The 19,146-nt window shown below is 65.0% G+C and carries 18 protein-coding genes and 2 pseudogenes; 9 read left to right on the forward strand and 11 right to left on the reverse strand.

The genetic code is table 11. From position 1 onward, the window contains the following. Window positions 1-257 precede the first annotated feature (257 nt). Window positions 258-500, forward strand: a complete 243-nt coding sequence (locus HMPREF1219_RS07495) for a hypothetical protein (RefSeq protein WP_040427445.1) — start codon at window positions 258-260, stop codon at window positions 498-500. A 170-nt stretch (window positions 501-670) separates the two neighbouring features. Here HMPREF1219_RS07495 and HMPREF1219_RS07500 read toward each other — a convergent pair whose 3' ends face one another. The 6 genes and pseudogenes from HMPREF1219_RS07500 to HMPREF1219_RS07525 all read right to left on the reverse strand — a co-directional run bounded on the left by HMPREF1219_RS07500 (window position 671) and on the right by HMPREF1219_RS07525 (window position 4,938). Further along, the gene (locus HMPREF1219_RS07500; protein ID WP_016458295.1) at window positions 671-1,216 is read right to left on the reverse strand and encodes a nucleosidase; all 546 of its coding nucleotides are present in this window, start codon (window positions 1,214-1,216) and stop codon (window positions 671-673) included. Between the two features lie 5 nt (window positions 1,217-1,221). Then, a complete protein-coding gene (locus tag HMPREF1219_RS07505) occupies window positions 1,222-1,824 on the reverse strand; it encodes a sulfite exporter TauE/SafE family protein (protein WP_016458296.1) in 603 nt (200 codons plus the stop codon). Further along, window positions 1,800-2,297 (reverse strand): annotated as a pseudogene (cysD, locus tag HMPREF1219_RS07510) (sulfate adenylyltransferase subunit CysD); the annotation flags it as partial. The pseudogene cysD and the gene HMPREF1219_RS07505, both read right to left, overlap by 25 nt. Next, window positions 2,279-3,057: pseudogene (locus HMPREF1219_RS07515) on the reverse strand (phosphoadenylyl-sulfate reductase). The pseudogenes cysD and HMPREF1219_RS07515, both read right to left, overlap by 19 nt. Then, complete coding sequence (locus HMPREF1219_RS07520) at window positions 3,050-3,277, reverse strand: hypothetical protein (RefSeq protein ID WP_016458298.1); 228 nt, start codon at window positions 3,275-3,277, stop codon at window positions 3,050-3,052. Before HMPREF1219_RS07520 ends, HMPREF1219_RS07515 begins: the two are co-directional and overlap by 8 nt. Then, window positions 3,268-4,938, reverse strand: coding sequence for a nitrite/sulfite reductase (locus HMPREF1219_RS07525; protein ID WP_016458299.1), 1,671 nt, complete (start codon window positions 4,936-4,938; stop codon window positions 3,268-3,270). Before HMPREF1219_RS07525 ends, HMPREF1219_RS07520 begins: the two co-directional genes overlap by 10 nt. Window positions 4,939-5,152: 214 nt before the next feature. On the opposite strand from HMPREF1219_RS07525, the gene HMPREF1219_RS07530 reads away from it, so the two are divergent. From HMPREF1219_RS07530 to HMPREF1219_RS07550, 5 genes are read left to right on the forward strand one after another with little or no spacing between them, the layout of a single operon-like run. Next, on the forward strand, window positions 5,153-5,980 hold the full coding sequence (locus HMPREF1219_RS07530; protein WP_016458300.1) for a choice-of-anchor M domain-containing protein: 828 nt from the start codon (window positions 5,153-5,155) through the stop codon (window positions 5,978-5,980). Next, window positions 5,977-7,434, forward strand: coding sequence for an anchored repeat ABC transporter, substrate-binding protein (locus HMPREF1219_RS07535; protein ID WP_016458301.1), 1,458 nt, complete (start codon window positions 5,977-5,979; stop codon window positions 7,432-7,434). Before HMPREF1219_RS07530 ends, HMPREF1219_RS07535 begins: the two co-directional genes overlap by 4 nt. A gap of 5 nt (window positions 7,435-7,439) precedes the next feature. Further along, window positions 7,440-8,219: a choice-of-anchor M domain-containing protein gene (locus tag HMPREF1219_RS07540; RefSeq protein ID WP_016458302.1), complete on the forward strand. Its 780-nt coding sequence runs from the start codon at window positions 7,440-7,442 to the stop codon at window positions 8,217-8,219. A gap of 14 nt (window positions 8,220-8,233) precedes the next feature. After that, window positions 8,234-8,884 (forward strand): metal ABC transporter ATP-binding protein, encoded by a 651-nt coding sequence (locus tag HMPREF1219_RS07545; RefSeq protein WP_211212654.1) that lies wholly within the window; start codon window positions 8,234-8,236, stop codon window positions 8,882-8,884. Then, window positions 8,878-9,798 (forward strand): anchored repeat-type ABC transporter permease subunit, encoded by a 921-nt coding sequence (locus tag HMPREF1219_RS07550; RefSeq protein WP_016458304.1) that lies wholly within the window; start codon window positions 8,878-8,880, stop codon window positions 9,796-9,798. Before HMPREF1219_RS07545 ends, HMPREF1219_RS07550 begins: the two co-directional genes overlap by 7 nt. A gap of 67 nt (window positions 9,799-9,865) precedes the next feature. On the opposite strand, the gene HMPREF1219_RS13230 is transcribed toward HMPREF1219_RS07550, so the two are convergent. From HMPREF1219_RS13230 to HMPREF1219_RS07565, 3 genes are read right to left on the reverse strand one after another with little or no spacing between them, the layout of a single operon-like run. Beyond that, window positions 9,866-10,186, reverse strand: coding sequence for a hypothetical protein (locus HMPREF1219_RS13230; protein ID WP_016458305.1), 321 nt, complete (start codon window positions 10,184-10,186; stop codon window positions 9,866-9,868). Beyond that, entirely contained in the window at window positions 10,141-10,905 is a 765-nt protein-coding gene (locus HMPREF1219_RS07560) for a YPDG domain-containing protein (RefSeq protein WP_156823266.1), read from the reverse strand. Before HMPREF1219_RS07560 ends, HMPREF1219_RS13230 begins: the two co-directional genes overlap by 46 nt. A gap of 58 nt (window positions 10,906-10,963) precedes the next feature. After that, a complete protein-coding gene (locus HMPREF1219_RS07565; RefSeq protein ID WP_245554428.1) occupies window positions 10,964-13,636 on the reverse strand; it encodes a choice-of-anchor M domain-containing protein in 2,673 nt (890 codons plus the stop codon). Window positions 13,637-13,735: 99 nt separating this feature from the next. Here HMPREF1219_RS07565 and HMPREF1219_RS07570 point away from each other — a divergent pair, with 99 nt between their 5' ends. Together HMPREF1219_RS07570 and HMPREF1219_RS07575 are read left to right on the forward strand one after the other, a co-directional pair. Next, the gene (locus HMPREF1219_RS07570; RefSeq protein WP_016458308.1) at window positions 13,736-16,240 is read left to right on the forward strand and encodes a (Fe-S)-binding protein; all 2,505 of its coding nucleotides are present in this window, start codon (window positions 13,736-13,738) and stop codon (window positions 16,238-16,240) included. A gap of 23 nt (window positions 16,241-16,263) precedes the next feature. Next, window positions 16,264-16,791: a DUF1707 SHOCT-like domain-containing protein gene (locus HMPREF1219_RS07575; RefSeq protein ID WP_016458309.1), complete on the forward strand. Its 528-nt coding sequence runs from the start codon at window positions 16,264-16,266 to the stop codon at window positions 16,789-16,791. Between the two features lie 16 nt (window positions 16,792-16,807). Here HMPREF1219_RS07575 and HMPREF1219_RS07580 read toward each other — a convergent pair whose 3' ends face one another. Both HMPREF1219_RS07580 and HMPREF1219_RS12975 read right to left on the reverse strand, forming a co-directional pair. Next, window positions 16,808-17,392 carry an RBBP9/YdeN family alpha/beta hydrolase gene (locus HMPREF1219_RS07580; protein WP_016458310.1) on the reverse strand — a complete coding sequence of 195 codons (585 nt, stop codon included), beginning with the start codon at window positions 17,390-17,392 and terminating at the stop codon, window positions 16,808-16,810. Window positions 17,393-17,581: 189 nt separating this feature from the next. Continuing rightward, window positions 17,582-17,725 carry a hypothetical protein gene (locus HMPREF1219_RS12975; protein WP_169455913.1) on the reverse strand — a complete coding sequence of 48 codons (144 nt, stop codon included), beginning with the start codon at window positions 17,723-17,725 and terminating at the stop codon, window positions 17,582-17,584. A gap of 108 nt (window positions 17,726-17,833) precedes the next feature. On the opposite strand from HMPREF1219_RS12975, the gene HMPREF1219_RS07585 reads away from it, so the two are divergent. Beyond that, window positions 17,834-19,057, forward strand: a complete 1,224-nt coding sequence (locus HMPREF1219_RS07585; protein ID WP_016458311.1) for a pyridoxal phosphate-dependent aminotransferase — start codon at window positions 17,834-17,836, stop codon at window positions 19,055-19,057. Window positions 19,058-19,146 lie beyond the last annotated feature (89 nt).

Below are 19,146 nucleotides of genomic sequence, written 5' to 3' on the forward strand. Positions count from 1 at the left end.
TTGAGCACCTCCACAACTCCAATGGAGTGAGAGGGCTGGGCGCCGCGGCCGTGGAGATGTGGTGAATGCCAAAGAACAAACTGGGAGATTCAGTTCCGGCACAGGGTGGGCGCAGCCACACTCTATAGATGCCTCAACGCAACCACACACACGTCCCGATGCTTCCAGGTAACCGCCCAATATTATGTTGTCAACCAGGCGCAAGCTGCTACTTTGCACCCACTGGAATCCAAACTGTGACCGTTACGGTAGGAACCATGTTCACATTGACACAGACCGCAGCGGCCGCGACTGCTGCGCTCTCCAGTATTGTCCCTGTCCCTCCTGCAACCCCCGCCCCGGCGCCGCAACCCGTCGGCGCAGAAGCGCCCCAGCCACTGTCCTCTGAATGGCACCCGTTCGATCCCGTGCAAGAGATCGGCGAGCAGCTGCAAGGCGCCATTCCCACCGCACCACAGGTGCACATTGGCGAGCACGGCGAAATCATCGTGCAACGCTAACCCACCCATGAAACAAGTAGTCTTGGGGCCTCATAAACGCCCCCAATTTGGCCGCTGGGCTGGTTAATTGCCAATATTCAGACACATTCTTTGGCGGTTATCCTTTAGCGGCCAACGGATGCACAAAGGCCACCGACCTCACGGTCGGTGGCCTTTGCTTCTGTGTTTTGTTAAAGGCCCAGCTTTTCGATCGCCTTGGCCAGCTGCACCGCGCCGGGTTCGACCGCGCCGGCCCACTTCGCGGCGGCTTCCTCGTCGGCCTCATCGGACACCTGCTTGAGCAGCGTGACCGGGATGCCGAGGCGCTCGCCCACCCAGGCGACGGCGAAGCCCTCCATATCCACGAGCTCCGCCAGCGCCACGATGCGCTCCTTCTCCTGCGTGGAGGAGACGAAGTGGTCGCCGCTGGCCAACCGCGCGGTGGGCAGCTCCCCGGAGGTTGCCAGGTCGAATTCCTTTTGGGCGAAGTCCTCGTCCATGCCGGTGCCGGCGAAATCGTGCTGCAGCACGTGGGAGATCTCGTACACACCCGAGTGGCCCGCGGCGAGGGCGCCGGCGGTGCCGAAGTTGACAATCCGGTCCGGCCGCCTGGTAAGCGCCGCCTCCATGACGGTGGCTGCTGCGGCGACGAGCCCCACGCCGGAAATCACGAGTTCGCGGTCTTGGGGCAGGTAGACGGCCTCTTCGGTGGTTGCTGAGACAAACAGTGTGGTCATAGAACCTATCCTACGGCAACCGTCGCGCCCTCAGATGCGGGCACGTGCCCTCCCGCGGCGGGCGCGGAGGCGGGCTCCTCGGAAGTGACCGTGACCGGTTTCTGCGCACGAGCAACCGGTTGCCCAGACGCGTGCGCCGCGCGCCGGATTAGTCGCGCACGCAGCGCCAGTGCGATGCCCAGCGCGATGATGGGCAGCTGCGCCTGCCACAGGACGGTCGCGCCGAAGATGCGTGGCGCGTTGAGCGCGACGAGCAGCGTCCCCACGAGGATGCCGAGCACCGTCGGGTTGAACCTGGAAATCAGCCACGCCGCGATGGGCGCGGCGAGCACACCACCGATGAGGAGGGCCGCGATGAGCGCGAGGTGGGCGACGATCTCGTCCCACATCCCGATGACGAACCCCAGGGAGGCCGCCACGGTGACGACGAACTCCGCCGTGTTGACGGTGCCGACGATCCGCCGGGGATTCTGCTTACCCAAGACCAGCATCGTCGACGTGGTCACCGGACCCCAGCCACCGCCCCCCGTAGCGTCGACAAGCCCACCGAAGAACCCGAGGCCGGCGAGGAACCAGGAGGAGTGGGGGCTGACGTCCGCGGGTCCCACCCGCCGAAGCTGTCGCGCACGGAGAAGATGCGTTCCTTGGCCCGGGCCCGCTCCTCGTCACGGCGGGCGCCGCCCAGGACGGCCTCGTAGCCCTGCTCCTCGATGGTTTCCACCAAAGGAACCGTCTGCAGCGGGTTGCGGGTGCCGTCCGGGCGCTCTTTCAGGTCGCCACGGTCGATCCAGTCTTGCACATGGGCCACGCGCAGGCGCAGGTTGGTCTCCATCGCCACGCGGTCGCGGAACTCGATCACCTCGGGGAAGTTGTGCCCCGTGTCCACGTGCAAAAGCTCGAACGGGATGGCTGCCGGTGCGAACGCCCGCTTGGCCAGCTCGAGGACGAGGCAGGAATCCTTGCCACCGGAAAACAGGATGGCGGCCTTATCCGTTTGGCCTGCTACCTCGCGCAGGATGTAGATCGATTCGTTTTCTAGGTCTTTCAGGTGTGGTGAAATAGTCACTGGTGAAGCCCGCATTCTGTCTTGGCAAATCCTGACCAACGCCCGGCCCGGGGATCCTCCCCGGGCGCACCCTGCGGGTGCACGGCGCGCAGCCAATGGAGGGGTAACCCTGACGGGTGAGGGGGTTTTCAATGAGGTCGTGTTCTTTGATGTAGCGCTCGGTATCCTCCAGCGTCCACGTGATGAGCGGTGAGATCTTGAGGCGGCCGGTTTTATCCAGGCTGAGTGCCGGCGCGGTCGCCCGGGTGGGCCCGTCCGCGCGGCGCAGCCCCGTCACCCACCCCGCGTACGGGGTGAGCGCCCGGCTGAGTGGCTCCACCTTGCGCAGGTCACAGCATGCGCTGGGGTTGAAGGAGAAGAGACCTGTTCCCCACGTCTCGTCCTGTTCCTCCACCGTCTGCCGCGGGTGGGCCCGCACGAGCCTTTGGCGCGGGTAGTGCTTCTCCACTGCGGAGGGCACGGCAAGGGTCTCCGGGAAGTGGTAGCCGGTATCGAGAAACAGGCCGTCGGCATCGGGCAGGTAGCGCGAGGCAAGCTCGCTGAGCACGGTGTTCTCCATGGACAGGGTGAGGACGAGCCGGCCCGGCGCGTACTCGTGCGCCCAGGAAAGGATCTCCTCGGCGGTGGCATCGTAGAGCGCGTCGGCGTACTCCTCCACGAGCCGAGCGTTCTCGGCCCGGATGTCCTCCGGGAGCTGTCCGGTCTGCTCGATTGTGGGCCGGGGAAGCCCGGCGAGTTGGCCGCCGGTGAGCGGGCGGTTGGTGTTGCTAGTCATGGGCTGTATCCTTCACATAGGCCTCGTGGGTAGAGGCGCTGGGCAGGGGGCGTGCTTCAGGGTCGTCTTGGCCGTGGAAGCGGACGGAGAATACGCGCAGGCACTCGCCGCACTTCCAGCCGAACTCGTCCACCTCGTCGGGGGCGAGCACGCTGGACCCGCAGTAGGGGCAGTAGGTGGGGAAATTCCGGTTGGGGTTGGGTTTTCTCCTTACTGCCACGGGAGGTCACTCTCCTCGGCCCGCAGTACCCAGTGACGGAACTGTTCGCCTGGCTCGCGCTGGTCCTTGAACTTTTCGACGAGCTGGACCACGTAATCTCCAAGGTCACGGCTTTTGACCTTGAGCCCCCGCAGCTTGCGTCCGAAGTCCGGGTCCTGCACGCCGAGGGTGCCGCCCAGGTGTACCTGGAAGCCTTCTTCGCCCTCGACGATCTGCCCCTTCAGGCCGATATCGGAGACCTGGGTGCGGGCGCACGAGTTGGGGCAGCCGTTGAGCGAGATGGTGATGGGTACGTCGAGGTCGCCCACGCGCTGTTCCAGCTCGCCGACGAGTTCGATGGCGCGCGTCTTGGTGGTGGTGAGGGCGAGCTTGCAGAATTCCAGCCCGGTGCAGCTGATGATGCCGCGGCGGAATTCGGAGGGCCGCGGGTACAGGCCGAGTGCCTCGAGGTCGCTTTGGAGCGCTGCCACATCAGCGCCGGAGACGTCGAGGAACAGCAGCTCCTTGGACGTGGTGGAGCGGATCCGGGTGACCGAGTACTTCTCGGCCACGTCGGCGATGCGGATGAGCTGGTCGCCGGAGGCGGGGCCCACGGTGGGCTTGACACCCACGTAGTAGCGTCCGTCCTTCTGCTTGTGCACTCCGATGTGGTCGCGGTTGCCGATGACGATGGGCGGGGCGACGCCGTCGATCAGCGGGTGGCCCATGTACTCCTCGAGCACGGCGCGGAACCGTTCGACGCCCCAGCTGGCGATGAGGAACTTGAGGCGGGCCCGGTTGCGCAGGAGGCGGTAGCCGTAGTCGCGGAAGATCCGCACGGTGTTGGCCCACACCTCGGACACCTCCTCGAGGGGCACCCACACGCCGAGGCGGCGGGCGATCATCGGGTTGGTGGACAGTCCCCCGCCTACCCACACGTCGAAGCCGGGGCCGTGGTCTGGGTGGTTGACGCCCACAAAGGCGAGGTCCTGGATCTCGTGGGTGATGTCCTGGCGGGAGTTGCCGGAGATGGCGGACTTGAATTTGCGTGGCAGGTTGTGGAATTCCGGGGAGGGCAGGTACTGCTTCTTGATCCGCTCGATGGCCGGGGTGGCGTCGATGATCTCGTCGGCCGCGACTCCGGCGACGGGTGAGCCGAGGATGACGCGGGGCACGTCGCCGCAGCCGAGGAGGGTGGAGAGCCCGACGGCGTCGAGCCGGCGCCAGATTTCCGGTACGTTTTCAATCTCGATCCAGTGGATCTGCACGTTTTGGCGGTCGGTGAAGTCGGCCGTGCCGCGCCCGAAGTCGCGGGAAACCCCGCCGACGACGCGGAGTTGCTCCGGGGTGATCTGGCCACCGTCGAAGCGGACGCGCATCATGAAGTACTTGTCTTGCAGCTGCGCGTTGTCCAGCTTGTTCGTCATCTCCCCGCCGAGGTCCTGGCAGCGCTGCGCGTAGATGCCGCACCACTTCATGCGTGGTGCGAGATCGTCGGGGACGATGGAATCGAAGCCCTCGCGGGAGTAGTAATCAATGATCCGTTTCTTGACGGCAAGACCCGGGTCTTCCTGCTTGATTACCTCGTCTCCGTTGAGGGGTTCGCGCCCGTCGAGAGCCCATTGCCCCTCGGAGCGTTTTCCCCGCGGGATGTCTGTGTGGACGGCAAGCTGTGTGGTCATTTGTTGAACCTCTCTGTTCGTCTTAGAACGATTACCGCATACCGGCCTGCCTGTTCGCAATAGACTATCCTGTTTCTGCGCTTCACCTCGCACTTCACAAATCTGCCCGTCACTGGATAGACACATCGGTCTACTAATTCGCCTTATTGACAACATTTGCCATTACAGTTAGTCTCTAACTGCAATATATTTCCAATACTGAAGGGTGGACACCGTGCTTCGACACCTCGCCGCGACGGTCCTCACACTCCTCGCGGTGGTGTTCTCCTGCACACCCGCGACCGCGCTCACACTGACCGACGGGCACATCGATGCCTTCTACGTCACCTCCGACATGCAGCTCATGCTGGAAAACGACGACGGCTTGCACCAGCCGGAGGATGTCACGCTTTCCATCCCTGCCTCCGCTTACCGGGAAGAAACCGCCCAATTCCTCGGTGTCGGCGCCTACTTCTTACCCCAGGCTCAGAGCCAGGGCCTCATCTGGCCCGGCTGGGATACGACGGAATCTGGCACCCCGCTGCGACTCGTCTTCCACGAGGTGTCCGGGCCCGGCACGGTATACCTGTTCAGCCAGGGCACCTTCGGCGGGGTCGATCCACTTCTCGCCGGAGGCGCCCTCGAGCTCGCCTCCGGGTCCGAGATCAACCAAGATCACCCCGCGCACGTCCACGCTAACTGGGCCTTCACCGAGGCTGGCACGTACAGGATGACCGTCCAGGCGGTTGCCGCCGATGGCCGCGAATCCCGCGAAGCTACGTACACGTGGCAGGTGGGGGACGGAAATTCCTCCGCCACATCTGAAAGCCATGCCCCAACCAATGTCGCAGCTCCCGCCACAATGGCGACCCCCACCGCGGAACAGCACACGACCACATCCACTTCCCCCGTAGCGAGCAACGCTTCGCAGTCCACGCCATCCACCGCACCCAAAGCCTTGGCTTCCACCGGACCGACGCAGCTCACCGGCCCCCTAGCACTCTTGGGATTGGGGCTCACCGTGCTCGGTTGCGGCGTTCTCACCTCGGTGCGCCGCCCGTGACGCGCCACGCCTCCACCCGTCTCCGTGTGGCACTCTTCGTCGCCGCTGTGGTCTCCGCAGCCGCGTTCACCGGCGGCTGTGCCTCCCACCACGATGCAGCCACCGCCACGCCACGCGCCGTCGCCACCACACCGATCCTCACGGACCTCGTGCGCACAGTCGCGGGCGAGGATACCCACGTCGACGGCCTCATCCCGCAGGGCGCCGACCCGCACACCTACGAGCCAACGTTGCGGGCCGTGCGGAACATCGCCAACGCGGACACCATCTTCACCAACGGGTTGTTGCTTGAGCCCCAGTCCATGGTGGGAGCCATCGACTCCGCGGGCCGCGTGCCACCCGTCGCCGTGGCGGAGGAGATCGTTCTCCACGGCGGGACACTTCTCCCGCTGGTGGAGGACGTGAGCCTCAGCACCCCGTGGCTCGGGCTGCGCGCCGACGGCGATCGAGGGATGCCGGCGGTGACGCTCACCGCCGAGCAGGTAGCCGGACCGGGTCATGCCTCGGCGTACGTCACCGGTACCTTCGGCGCGCCGGAGCGGCTCCTCGGTGGCGACCGACCCGGCTCCATCTCGCTGCCAAGCGGCGCCCACACCCACATGAGTTGGGCCTTTACCGAGCCAGGCCACTACACCCTGCGGTTTGGTGCGCCCGGCTACGCGCCGTTCGACCTCGACTTCGCCGTCGGCATCGACCCCACCACGCCCGGTGCCACCGTGGTGAGCGAGGGGCACATCGACGTGCGTGCCGAGGACGCCACTCGCACTATTTCCTTGTGGGCGGACGACGGGCGTGTGGGCAACCCCGTGGTCGCCGTCCCCGCCACAAGCGTCGACACCGTGCCCGGTGACCCGCAGTTTCGGTTCATCGGCAGGCCCGGTTCCACCGTGTACATCCTGCCCCAGGCCGTGGCCGGCAAGCACATGCACGGCGAGATAGACCCGCACGTGTGGCACTCCGCCCGCAACGCGCAGGCGATGGTGGAGGTCATCGCCGAGCGCCTCGCCACCGCTGACCCGGCCCACGCCGCGGGCTACTGGGGCCGGGCGAACAAGCTCACCGCCGATATCACCCAGGCCGATGCCACGATGCGTCAGGCGGTGGAGGCGATCCCACCCGAACGGCGCCACCTCATCACCAGCCACGAGGGCTACGCCTACCTCGCGCACGATTACGGTCTCACTCTCTCCGGCATCGTCTCCCCCAACGAAGATGTAGAGCCCACGCCGAGGAGCCTCACCGCAGTTAACCGGGCGATCGATGACCTCGCCGTCCCCGCCGTGTTCATCGAGCCCGCCGCTGAGCGCCGCACCACCCACCTCGCCACCATTGCCCGGGACAGAGGCGTGCGCGTGTGCCGGATCCTCGGCGATTCCTTCGCCGACCCAGTTACCACCTACGTCGGGCTCATGAACTTCAACGCCGAATCTCTTACCACCTGCCTCAAAGGATGATCCCCATGCACAATTCCTCTCGTATCCCCACATTCTTCACCGCGACGCTCGTCGCGGCGGCGCTTATCGCGGCGCCTCAGCTTGCTGAGGCGCAGACCGAACCGGCACTGAGCCAGGTTGTCACCGCCGACGAGCCGATCGCCCCGCACGGCACCGCCGTCACGCTCACCGAGGGCCACGCCGATATCGGCCCCGTCATCGTGGATAACAAACTCCAGCTCCTGCTCCGCGACGATTCCGCCACCCCACCCACGTGGCGCTACCTCGACGATGTCACCGTCCAGCTCACCGATGCCGCGCAGCAGCAGGTAGCCGACGGGTACGCGTTTACCGGCGCAAAGGCCGGAGACACCGTGTGGGCTGTGCCCCAGACCGAGATCGCAGGAGTCCCCTGGCTCGGCTGGAACACGCAGCACCCCTCGCTCGCCGGGAAGGACGCGACCCTCCACTTCGGCCCCCATGAGGGCGCGGGCGCATTCTCCCTGTTCCTGCAAAACGGCGGTTTCACTGCCCCGCAGGTGATCGGCCAGGACATGTACGTGGCTGCCGGCACCCACGCCCACGCCAACTGGGTATTCACCGCGCCCGGCACGCACACCGTTGCACTGAGCGCCACCGTGGGTGATGTGACCACCACCCCCGTGAATCTCACGTTTGAGCTGGACTCGTCCACGGCCAGCGCGTCCACGCCGAGTGTTTCCGCCTCCGTCCCCTGGTGGATTCTCGCAATCGGTGCGCTCGTTCTGGTGGCGGGTGTCATCCTCTTTGCAAGGAGCCGCAGGTGAGCTCCGAACTTTGTATGAGGGACTTCTCCGTCCTCAACCCCGCCGTCGTCCAGCACGTAAACCTCACCGTCGCACCCGGCGAGTTCCACGCGCTCCTCGGCCCCAACGGTGCCGGCAAGACCACGCTGTTTCGCGGACTCCTCGGGCTTCTCCCCACCTCCGGGCAGGTTTCGCACGGCCGGTTCGGGTACGTCCCGCAGCGCCACGAGTTCGCCTGGGACTTCCCCATCACGGTCGATCGGTGCGTGGGCACCGGTTTGCGGAAGCATAACACCGATCGTGTCCGCGAGGCGCTCGCTGCCGTCCGTCTCTCCTCCCTCGCCCGCGCCCCCATCGGTGTGCTCTCCGGCGGCCAACGGCAACGTCTCCTCATCGCCCGGGCACTCGTTACTCACCCCGATTTTTTGCTTCTCGACGAGCCGTTCACCGGCCTCGACTTCCCCACCACCGACGCTCTCCTCGAGCTTTTCACCGGACTTGACGCCGGCATCCTCATGTCCACCCACACCATCGGTGAGGCCCTGAACGCGTGCGACCGCGCCAGCCTGTTCAAGTCCACCATCATCGCCACCGGCACCCCCGACGAGCTCACCGCACGGCCCGACCTGTGGGTGACCACCTTCGGCGTGCCACTCACCCGCGTCCTAGGAGGGACCCCGTGCTGACGATCCCCGAGTTTCTTCACGACCTCACCAACCCCGCCCTCGCGTTCCTGCCGCGCGCCTTCATCATCGCCGTCCTCTGCTCTGCGGTGTGCGCCGTGGTGGGCACCCACGTTGTCGTGCGTGGCATGGCGTTCATCGGCGATGCCGTCGCCCACGCCGTGTTCCCCGGCATCGCCGTCGCTTTCTCGCTCCAAGTTTCCGTCCTCCTCGGCGGTGCCGTCACCGGGGCGGCGGTGGCGCTAGCGGTGGCCTACTTCTCCCAGCGCCGCACGGTGAAGGAGGACACGCTCATCGGCATCTTCTTCGCCGCGGCGTTCGCCGCCGGGCTCATCGTCATGAGCCGCATCGAGGGCTACTCCGCCACGCTGACGAGCTTCCTCTTCGGCTCCATCACCGGCGTCCCCTCCCGCGACGTAGTCATCACCGCCTGCGGCGGGGCCGTCATCGTCACCGCGGTGCTGCTTTTCACACGGCCGTTCACCATTGTCACCCTCGACCGGGAGACTGCCCGCGCCCTGGGCTACAACGTGCTGCTTCTCGATTGCCTTCTCTACCTCACCGTCGCCGCCGCCGTCGTGCTATCGATCCGCACCGTGGGCAACATCCTCGTTCTTGCGCTCCTACTCGTGCCGCCGGCAACCGCCCGCCTTGTCACCCAGCAGCTTTCCGCCATGATGCTCACCGCCGTGGGCATCGGCGTCACCGGCTCCGCCGTCGGCCTCTACCTCTCCTGGGCGATCGACATCCCCACCGGAGCCACCATCGTCCTCACCCTCACGGCCATCTTTCTTGTGGTGTGGCTTTTCACGGGGTTTCGGCCAAAGGCCGAAACCGTTAAAGGGACGAAACCGCTAAAAGGCCGAAACCGTGAGAGCGGAGATCCCTCACCGACAACGGAAAAGGCGGCCAGGTAAAACCTGACCGCCTTGAAAGCGACCTCTCACCGCCTTCCCGGGAGTTAAGCTCCCCGAACAGCGGGGGTTAGGAGCTCGTCTTTTCCGAGTTCTCGGAGCTTCCCGAGTTCTTCGAGTTGTCCAAGGAACCATTCATGATCGCATCATGGATGGCACCCTTCTCACTCGAACCGGGAGCAACCTCGCCATCCTTGGAGGAACCAAAGATGGTCATCCCATGATCGAAGCCCTCCGGCTGGCAAGCCTGCGCGATAAGCGAGGACGCCAGAGCCACAAGGCCCAGCGCACCAAGCGCATACCCCAGCGGCTTCACCTGCTCACCAATCGGAGCGAACTCCTGGTTCAGCGCGTTGATCTGCGCGTTGAGCTGAGCTTCAGCCTGACGCATCCACTCGGGAGGCTCGTCGCGACGGCCCTCACACGACCGAAGATGCCACGATCGCCGTGATCCCTGTTCCTGTTCGCACGGTCGAATGCCTCACGGTGCTCCGCGATCATCGCGTTGAGCTGCGCGGAGGCCGCGTCGATCTGCGGCTGCAGAGCCTGGGCCAGCGGACCGCCGATGGCGGCAAGGATGGCGACGGGCAGCATCCACAGGATCGGGCTGTTCAGCGCGAACGCGTTGGCGAAGCAACGCTGGATGACCTCGGAGGAAGAGCCATCCGCATGCGGGTCCGGATCCGGTGCCGGCATGTCGCCGGACATCTTCACCGCAACCACGGACAGAACCTGGTACTTGTTACCACTCGGCGTGGTGACCGTCACCGGGATGATCGCCTGGTCGCCGGGCTTGGCGCCTTCCGGCGGGGTAACCTGCAGCTCACCGGTGGCCGGATCGATGGAGGCGGTCCAGCCTTCCGGCACTGCCCCGAGCTCGTAGGAGTTGCCATCGGTGTGGCCCTGGGCAACCGGAATGGTGGCCTTGTCGGTGACCTCAATGACCTCCGGCGGGTAGAACGGGACGGTGTCTGGCTTCTCCGGCGTTGCCGTCTCGGTGACCGTGAACACGGAGTACACGGTGTACGGCTCACCGCCCTCTGGGGTGACGGTGACCGGAATCTTGACGTAATCGCCGGGCTTGGCATCCTTCGGTGCCGTGGCAGTCACCGTACCGTCCTCGTCGCAGCCTTTGCGCACATACGCGGGCGTTTTTGTCCATTTTTACCTACGCACGCGCGGTGTTGCGGCGTCGCGCAAACGCCACGCCGAGCAGCCCAAGGCCGAAGACAAGGCACGCGCCACCCACACCCGTGACCACGCCGGATACCCAACTTGCGCCGTCCGCCTGCTGCGGGGGCTGCGTGTCCACGGCACGGATTGCGCTCGTCCCCGCACCAACCAGAGGCGCGGTGGTGTGGCGGGGAGTGCCGCCCTGCTGCTGTGTCGCGCCAGGCTGGGTGGCCTGCTTCTTCGCTGCTGTCCGGGTGCCCGCCCGCGTGGCGGTCGAGGAACCAGGCTTCTGGGATGCACGCGCACGCGCCTGTGGGGCGGGCTCCTCCTGGTCGCCCCGGGCGGTGGCGGCGGGGGCACGTCCGGCGCCGCCCTTCTGCTTCGCCGCGGCGGGAGGCACAGTGTGGGGGGTGGTAGGTGTCGTACCGGCGGTTTTCGTACCGGTGTTGTGCTCCACGGCGGCCTCCCGCACATCGAAGTGTGCCGTAAGAGACAGCCGCGTACCGTCGGTGCCGGTGAAGGCGAACACCGCCGTGTACTCCCCGGGGGCGCTGAACATGAAGGCGGTGTGCCGGTGCCCGCTCGTGCCCTCCAGTTCCATCGTCTTACCCAGGTCATCGCTATCAAGGTGGACGGCCCGCCCGCCGAAGGAATCCGGCGTGAACGCGGTCATCGTGCCCGGGCCGGAAAACTGTGCAAGGCGCACGGTGCCACCCACGGGCGACCAGCTAAAGCCCACCCACGGGGAACCGGATTCCTGCGAGAACGGGATCACCCCCTTGGGCACAACGAAGGTCACCGTGCCGGATTTCCGCCTCCCATCGGCACCGCCCGAGCCGGAGATGTCGAAGTACGCCTCGCTGCCCTTGAACGCCAGGTCCGCGTGGCCGTGTTCCATCTGTACCCGCGCGCCATCCAGTGGGCGAGGCTCGCCCGCGCCCTTCCCGTCCGCAGGTGGCGCGGGGGTGGAGGTTGACGGCGCTGTGGGAGTTGTTGGCGTTGTCGAGGCCGACGCGCCCGGCGTTGCGGCGTTACCTTCCACCCGGAAGCGCACCTCCTCCCACGCCGTGGCCTGCCCGGTTGTCCGGTTGACCGCGCGGACTTTGATTTGATGGTCGCCGGTCCCCATAAAAGCCCAGTTGAGGTGCAGGTGCCCCACGTTGTTCAACGTGCCGGGGAGGATCCGCTCCGGGCCGGTGAGGCGGGTGAGGAACCCGGTCCACTCGGTGTTACCCACGCGCTGCACCTCCACATCCCAGCCCTGCTTGCGCAGCTCCAGGGGCAGATACTCGGTGGAAAAACCAGGCCAGATGAGGCGGTTCTGGTGGGCCCCGCTTTGCTCCAGGAGGGAGAATTCCGTGCCCTCCGGGCCGAGGAAGTCGAAGGCGGGCTGCATCATGGCCGCGCCCCGGCGCGCCTTGCGGGCGGATTCGTTCACCACGAGCACCGTCTCAGATGGCGCGTACGCGGTGTGGTTTTTGTCTATCACCCGCATCACCACCGAGCCGTTTTCTTCCACGGGGCCAATGTCCACGTGTCCGGCGGTGATCTCCCCGCTCGCCGGGGTCTCCGGCGCGGGGGAATCGGCCTCGCCAGCACCGCCGTCACCTGCAAGGGAGACCTCGCCTGCACCGTTGCCTGCAGGGAGGCTGACGGTGTGCGCGGAAGCGCCGGTGACCAGCGGGTGCGGGGTGAGCGTCGCCTTGATCACGCCCTCGGTGCAGTAATCAGAGTAGCGTTGCGCGGGTTCAGCCGGGGTGGCGACGTAATCGAATTCGCACGTGGGGTACGCATCGTCCGCTGTCTCGTACACCCCGCCGGTGACGTGGACGGGCTCCTCGCCCGTCACGGTGATTTCGTGATACCCCTCATGCACGGAGTTTTCCACGTGGTAGACCGGGGTGCCGAGCTCGTGGGGCATGAGCACCGGCCGATTGCGCCAGTCACGCGAGTCGCCTGGCGTATCACCTGTGGGGCGCGGCCCCACCCACCATGTGGTTTCCTGCGGCGCGGAGGCGACAAGCTCGCCGGTTAGAAGCCGCGCCGTGGCCCGGTAGGTGAGGTGGTAGACGCCGGGCGCGGTGAAGATGGTGTTGAGGTGGGTGTGGGAGCCGGCGGTCAGCGGCGTCCACTGACGCCCGGGGCGGGCCGAGGAGAGGAAGATGACGGGCGACTCGCCTGGGTTGACCCGGTCTTGGAACATCGTCATCTCGCCCGGGCCGGAGAAATCAATGAGGTCGAGCGCCACCGCCGCGTCGCGGAACGTCTCCACGGGCAGGCCCACATCGGCGCCGATCCCCTGCCACAGCTTGGTGTCCCAATCGCGGCCCACGTTTTCCGGGGAGGCGTAGAACGTGTCGCCCGGCGCGCCGAAGCTGGCGTAGGCCTCTTCATCGGGGACGGTCCACGTGGAGTCAGCCGTGAGCCACGAGATGGTGTGTTCAATCGGCACCGGCTGTTCCAGCAGCCCGTTTTCGGTGCGGAGCGAAAAGGTGCGAGCCTCGGCATCCCAAAACACCTTGGGGGAATCGGTGTGGCCGGCACTGATGACGGTTTTTTCCGGGACGGGGTCTGCAGTGGCCGTCGAAAAGCCAGCGCAGGAAACTACGGCGAGGAGGAGGAAACCGAGGGCGCGGGCAAAGGCGGTGGCGTGCATGAAAACTCCCATCTACTGAAAAGTATTTTCACTATACATCGTTTCTCCCCACCCCGCGCGCCGGGTACGCTGTTGGACAAGTAGAAACATAGTTAGGACCCGTTTGACCTCATGGATTCGACCACCATCATCGGCCTCATCGGCGTAGCCATCACCATCCCCGCCTGGTGCTTCTTCCTCCGCGGCGCGTGGACCATGTACTCCACCATCGCCCGCGGGAAGAAGACAACGCCCCGCGCGGCACAGCCGGTAACCAGGCTCGGCACCCTCATTAAAGAGGTGGTGCTCCACACGGAGCTGTTCCGCAAACCCGTTGTGGCCGTCACCCACTGGCTGGTGATGGTCGGCTTCCTCCTCGGCTCCGTCGTGTGGTTCGAGGCCTACATCCAGATGTTCAACCCGGCCGGCGGCTGGCCACTCATCGGCCACACGGCCGTCTACCACTTCATTGACGAGCTGCTGGGGCTCGGCACCGTCATCGGCATCCTCGTCCTCATGTCAATCCACTGGCTGGGCTCGCGCCACCGGGGCACGAACTGGCGGGCCGCGCTCTTTGTGGAGCTCGTCGTCCTCCTCGAGGGCCTGGGCATGGTGCTGGTCAAGGCCGGCAAGATCGCCACGTACGGCGGCGGCGACCCGGTGGTGGACTTCTTCTCCCGGTTCGTAGCCGAGCTCCTGCCCGCCTCCCCCGTCCTCGTCTCGGTGTTCGCATTTGTCAAGCTCGCCACCGGCACGATCTGGCTGTGGGTGGTGGGTACCCAGCTCTCCTGGGGCGTGGCCTGGCACCGGTTCCTCGCCTTTTTCAACATCTTCCTGCAGCGCAACCCCACCGGCGCCCCGGCCCTCGGTGCGCTTGCCCCGCTCGAACACGAGGGCACGCCCCTCACCCTGGACAACGCCGACGACGCCCCTCGCCTCGGCGTCGGCTCGCCGGAGGACCTCTCCTGGAAGGGGCTTCTCGACGTTCACACCTGCACCGAATGCAACCGCTGCCAGGAGCTCTGCCCCGCCTGGAACACCGGCAAACCGTTGAGCCCCCGCAAGGTGATCACGGGCCTGCGCGACGGCGTCCCCGTCACCGACGACGAGCTGTGGTCCTGCACCAACTGCGGCGCCTGCGTGGAGCAGTGCCCCGTCGACATCGAACACATCGACCACGTGGCCAACCTGCGCCGCTACCGCGTCCTCGAGGAATCGCAGTTCCCCAGCGAGCTCACCGGCATGTTCAAAAACCTCGAGGTCAAGGGCAACCCCTGGGGACGCAACAAGAAAGACCGCATGGCGTGGGTGAAAAAGGCCCAGCGCGACGGCATCGACGTCCCCGTGCTCAAGCCCGGCGATTCCGCCGAGAAATACGATTACCTGCTGTGGGTCGGCTGCGCCGGCTCCCTTGACGACAACGGCATGAAGACCTCCCGTGCCCTGGTAGAACTACTCAACGTCGCCGGAGTCTCCTTTGCCGTCCTCCAAAGCGAGACCTGCACCGGTGACCCGGCGCGCCGCGCCGGCAACGAGTTCCTCTTCCAGCAGCTCGCCCAGGAGAACATTGACAATCTCAACGCCGCCGGCGTGAAGACGATCATCACCAGCTGCGCACACTGCTTTAACACCTTCTCCAACGAGTACCCGGACTTCGGGGGCAACTACCGCGTCCTCCACCACACGCAGCTGCTCAACCGACTCGTCCGTGACGGCAAGCTGAAGCCTGTCCCCCGCGGCCCCGAGCACCGCGAGCGCATCACCTACCACGACCCGTGCTTCCTCGGCCGCCACAACAAGGTCTTCGACCCGCCCCGCGAGCTCCTCGCCGCAACCGGCGCCGAGCTTGCCGAGATGCCCCACAACAAAAACGAGGCGTTCTGCTGCGGCGCGGGCGGTGCCCGCATGTTCATGGAGGAGAACATCGGCCGCCGCATCTCCGACTTCCGCGCCGAGGAGGCCGCCTCCACCGGCGCCACCGATATCGCCGTGGCCTGCCCGTTCTGCTCCACCATGCTGGAAACCGGCGTCAAGTCCGGCGGTTACACCACCACCGTTACCGACGTCGCCGTCCGCCTCCGAGATTCCATCCTCGTCGACGGTGCCCTGCCTCTTAAGCAGACACCCACGACTCCCACGACGCCCGCAACGGTCACGATGCCCGCGACGACGCCAGTCACGCCCACGACTGCAGCACCGACTCCGCCAGCATCTCGGGTGACCACTCCAACCCCGGTAGCTCCCACCCCGGCTGCACCAAAGACTCCCGTCGCCCCGCAGGCGGCAACTCCAACGCCGGCCACCCCAGTCCCCGGCGTACCAAAGGCCGCCACACCCACACCTGCAGCCCCGACACCGACCACACCACGGGCACCAATCCCAGCAACTCCGGCGGCTTCAAACCCTGTCACGTCCACGCCCGTGGCCCCCACACCTGCAGCGCCTGCTGCACCAACCCCAGCCGTCCCGAAGGTGGCAGCGCCAACACCGGCCGCGCCGACCCCGGCAGCACCTGCAGCACCGACTCCTGCTGCGCCCACCCCGGCGGTTCCACGCCCGGCGGCACCGAAGGTACCCACACCGAAGCCTACGGTGCCGAAACCTGGGAAGGGTGGGGACGGAGCGTCGACAAGCTAAGAAAGGGAATGTAGGCTGGGCCTATGGGTTACAGACTGTCGGATAACGAGCGGGCGCAGGCAATGAATGCCTTGGGGAGCCACTTCGCCGAGGGCCGGCTCACATTGGCAGAGTACGAAGAACGCGTGCAGAAGGTAGCAGAGGCTGTCACCGATGACGAGGTTGCGCAGTTATTTCGCGATCTGCCGGAGCAGTCCTACACCGTGAGTGAGATCGAGGAGTACCACAGGAAATCATCACACCCCAAGGCCGGGATTCTTGGGCTTTCCATGGTCGGTGCTTTTGTCGGGTTGGCCACCACCACGGGTGCTTTGGATTTCGTATTCCTCACGATTCCCGTGGTGGTATTCATCCTCCTCTACGTGATGAAGATCGGCCCGGACGAGTGGCACATGCCCTCGGCGCGCCAGCTACAACGCGAGAGGGTGAGGGAGCTTACATACAAGCAGAAGCTCCTCGCCCTGGAACAAAAACGGAGCGACCAAGAGCGCATGCGGGCGCTGAAAAACCGGGCGCTCGGGGCGGCCGAGAACTTCCTCGGGCGGGATTAGGGCTATTCGACCAGGGCTACTTGACCAGACCCTCGAGGACCTCGGGGACCTTATTCACCCCGTCGGAATCAGCAAAATGCTTTTGCCCAGGCACCACCGTCGGCGGGACGCCCAAGCCGATAGCCAGCTTATCGGTGAGCTCGGCGGGAACACTCGGATCGTCGTCGGAGCGGATAACCGTGATGCCGCCGACGTGCTCCTTAATATTGGCCAGGTCCACACCCTCGCCGACGAAGTTATCGATGAGCGGGTCTTTTCCGAACTTCTCATTGAAACCCGCGACGAGGACCATGCGGCCCAGCTTCCAATCACTATTAGTAAGGGAATCCAGGTACTGCAACGCCGCAGAGCAGCCCAGCGAATGCCCCACGATGCCAATTTGCTTGGTCACCACGCCTATCTCCAACGCAATCTTCTCCCGCCACGCCTCCGGGTCCGGGTGATCCGGGTCCGGTAGCTCAATCGCCTTGAACTTAATACCCTTCATGAGGCCCTCAATGCTCAACCACTGGAACCACTTCTTGTGCGGGGACGAATGCAGCCCGTGAATGATGAATACCTGCGTTACCGGCGGGTGAAGGAGAAACGTTTCAATCGACATGGTTTCAAGCGTAGCGGAGGGGCGTGGTTTCTGGGGTTGTGCTGGGCGGGGTCTTGCTGTGATGCTGTGCTGGGCTTTCCATACTCGTCTGCTTGCAGGTTAAAATTTAGACCACGAACTTTGTTCAACCGTGGCTTCCAGGCTGGGGTTGCCCGCAAATGGTGGACACCCAGTGGAGCTACCTCATAGTTAGGCAGCTGTTTCTTCTTCGTTGGTGGTCTGGGTGATGTGGTGCTCGAAGTCGACGGGGCTGCGCATCCCGAGTACGGAATGCCGCCGGCGACGGTTGTAGACCACTTCAATCCAGCGGGAGACATCCTCACCTACAGGCACAACATCCGTACACGTTGGGTGTCCACTAAACGAGGGTAACCTCAGCGTGGGTGAATCGGGGGCAAGGAATACGGTTTTAGTTGTTCGGAGAGACTAGTGTGAATTGCTATGACAAAGCGTGTGTTTGACCAGTCAGAGAAACTGAAGAACGTCCTCTACGAGATCCGTGGACCGGTGGCAGCAGCCGCCGAGAAGATGGAACTCGATGGACACCGGATCTTGAAGCTCAACACCGGCAACCCGGCCGCCTTCGGTTTCGATGCGCCCGATGTCATCATGCGCGACATGATCGCGGCGCTTCCTCACGCGCAGGGTTACTCCACGTCGAAGGGTATTCTCCCCGCTCGGCGCGCGATCGTCACCAGGTACGAGACGATTCCGGGGTTCCCTGATTTCGATGTGGACGACGTCTACATTGGTAACGGCGTGTCCGAGCTCATCACGATGATCACCCAGGCTTTGTTGAACGACGGCGACGAGGTCCTCATCCCCATGCCGGACTACCCGCTGTGGACCGCCGCCACGTCGCTGGCCGGCGGCAAGCCCGTGCACTACCTGTGCGACGAGGAGAACGAGTGGATGCCGTCGGTGGAGGATATTCGCGCCAAGGTGACGGACAAGACGAAGGCCATCGTCGTCATCAACCCGAACAACCCCACCGGTGCCGTGTACTCGCGCGACGTGCTCAAGGAGATTGCACAGATCGCACGGGAGAATGACCTGCTCATCCTCGCCGACGAGATCTACGACCGAATTCTTTACGACGGAGCCAAGCACGTCTCACTGGCCACGCTCGCGCCGGACCTTCTCTGCATCACGCTTAACGGACTATCCAAGGCGTACCGCGTGGCCGGCTACCGCGTCGGCTGGATGGTGCTCACCGGGCCGAAGCACCACGCCCAGGGCTTCATCGAAGGCCTCGACCTCTTGGCCAGCACACGTCTGTGCGCCAACGTGCCAGGCCAATCCGCCATCCAGGTGGCACTCGGCGGCAAGCAATCTATCTACGAGCTCACCGGCGAGGGTGGCAGGCTGCTCGAGCAGCGCAACACCGCGTACGAATCGCTCACCTCAATCCCGGGCGTGAGCTGCGTCAAGCCGATGGGTGCACTGTACGCATTTCCACGCCTTGACCCCGAGGTGTACGAAATCCACGATGACACCAAGATGATGCTCGACCTGCTACTGCAGGAGAAGATCCTGCTCGTACAGGGCACGGGCTTCAACTGGCCCACGCCGGACCACTTCCGCGTGGTGACACTGCCGTACGCCAAGGATCTGGCGGAGGCGATCGAGAGGCTGGGGAACTTCCTGGCAAGCTACCACCAGTAAAATTGAGGAGCCGGCAGAGCGCGCACGCATGTGTCTCTGCCGGCTTTTTCATGTACTAGAAACGTACTCGAAACGCATTTTTCTAGCCT

This window comes from Corynebacterium pyruviciproducens ATCC BAA-1742 (assembly GCF_000411375.1).
Classification (GTDB): Bacteria; Actinomycetota; Actinomycetes; order Mycobacteriales; family Mycobacteriaceae; genus Corynebacterium; species Corynebacterium pyruviciproducens.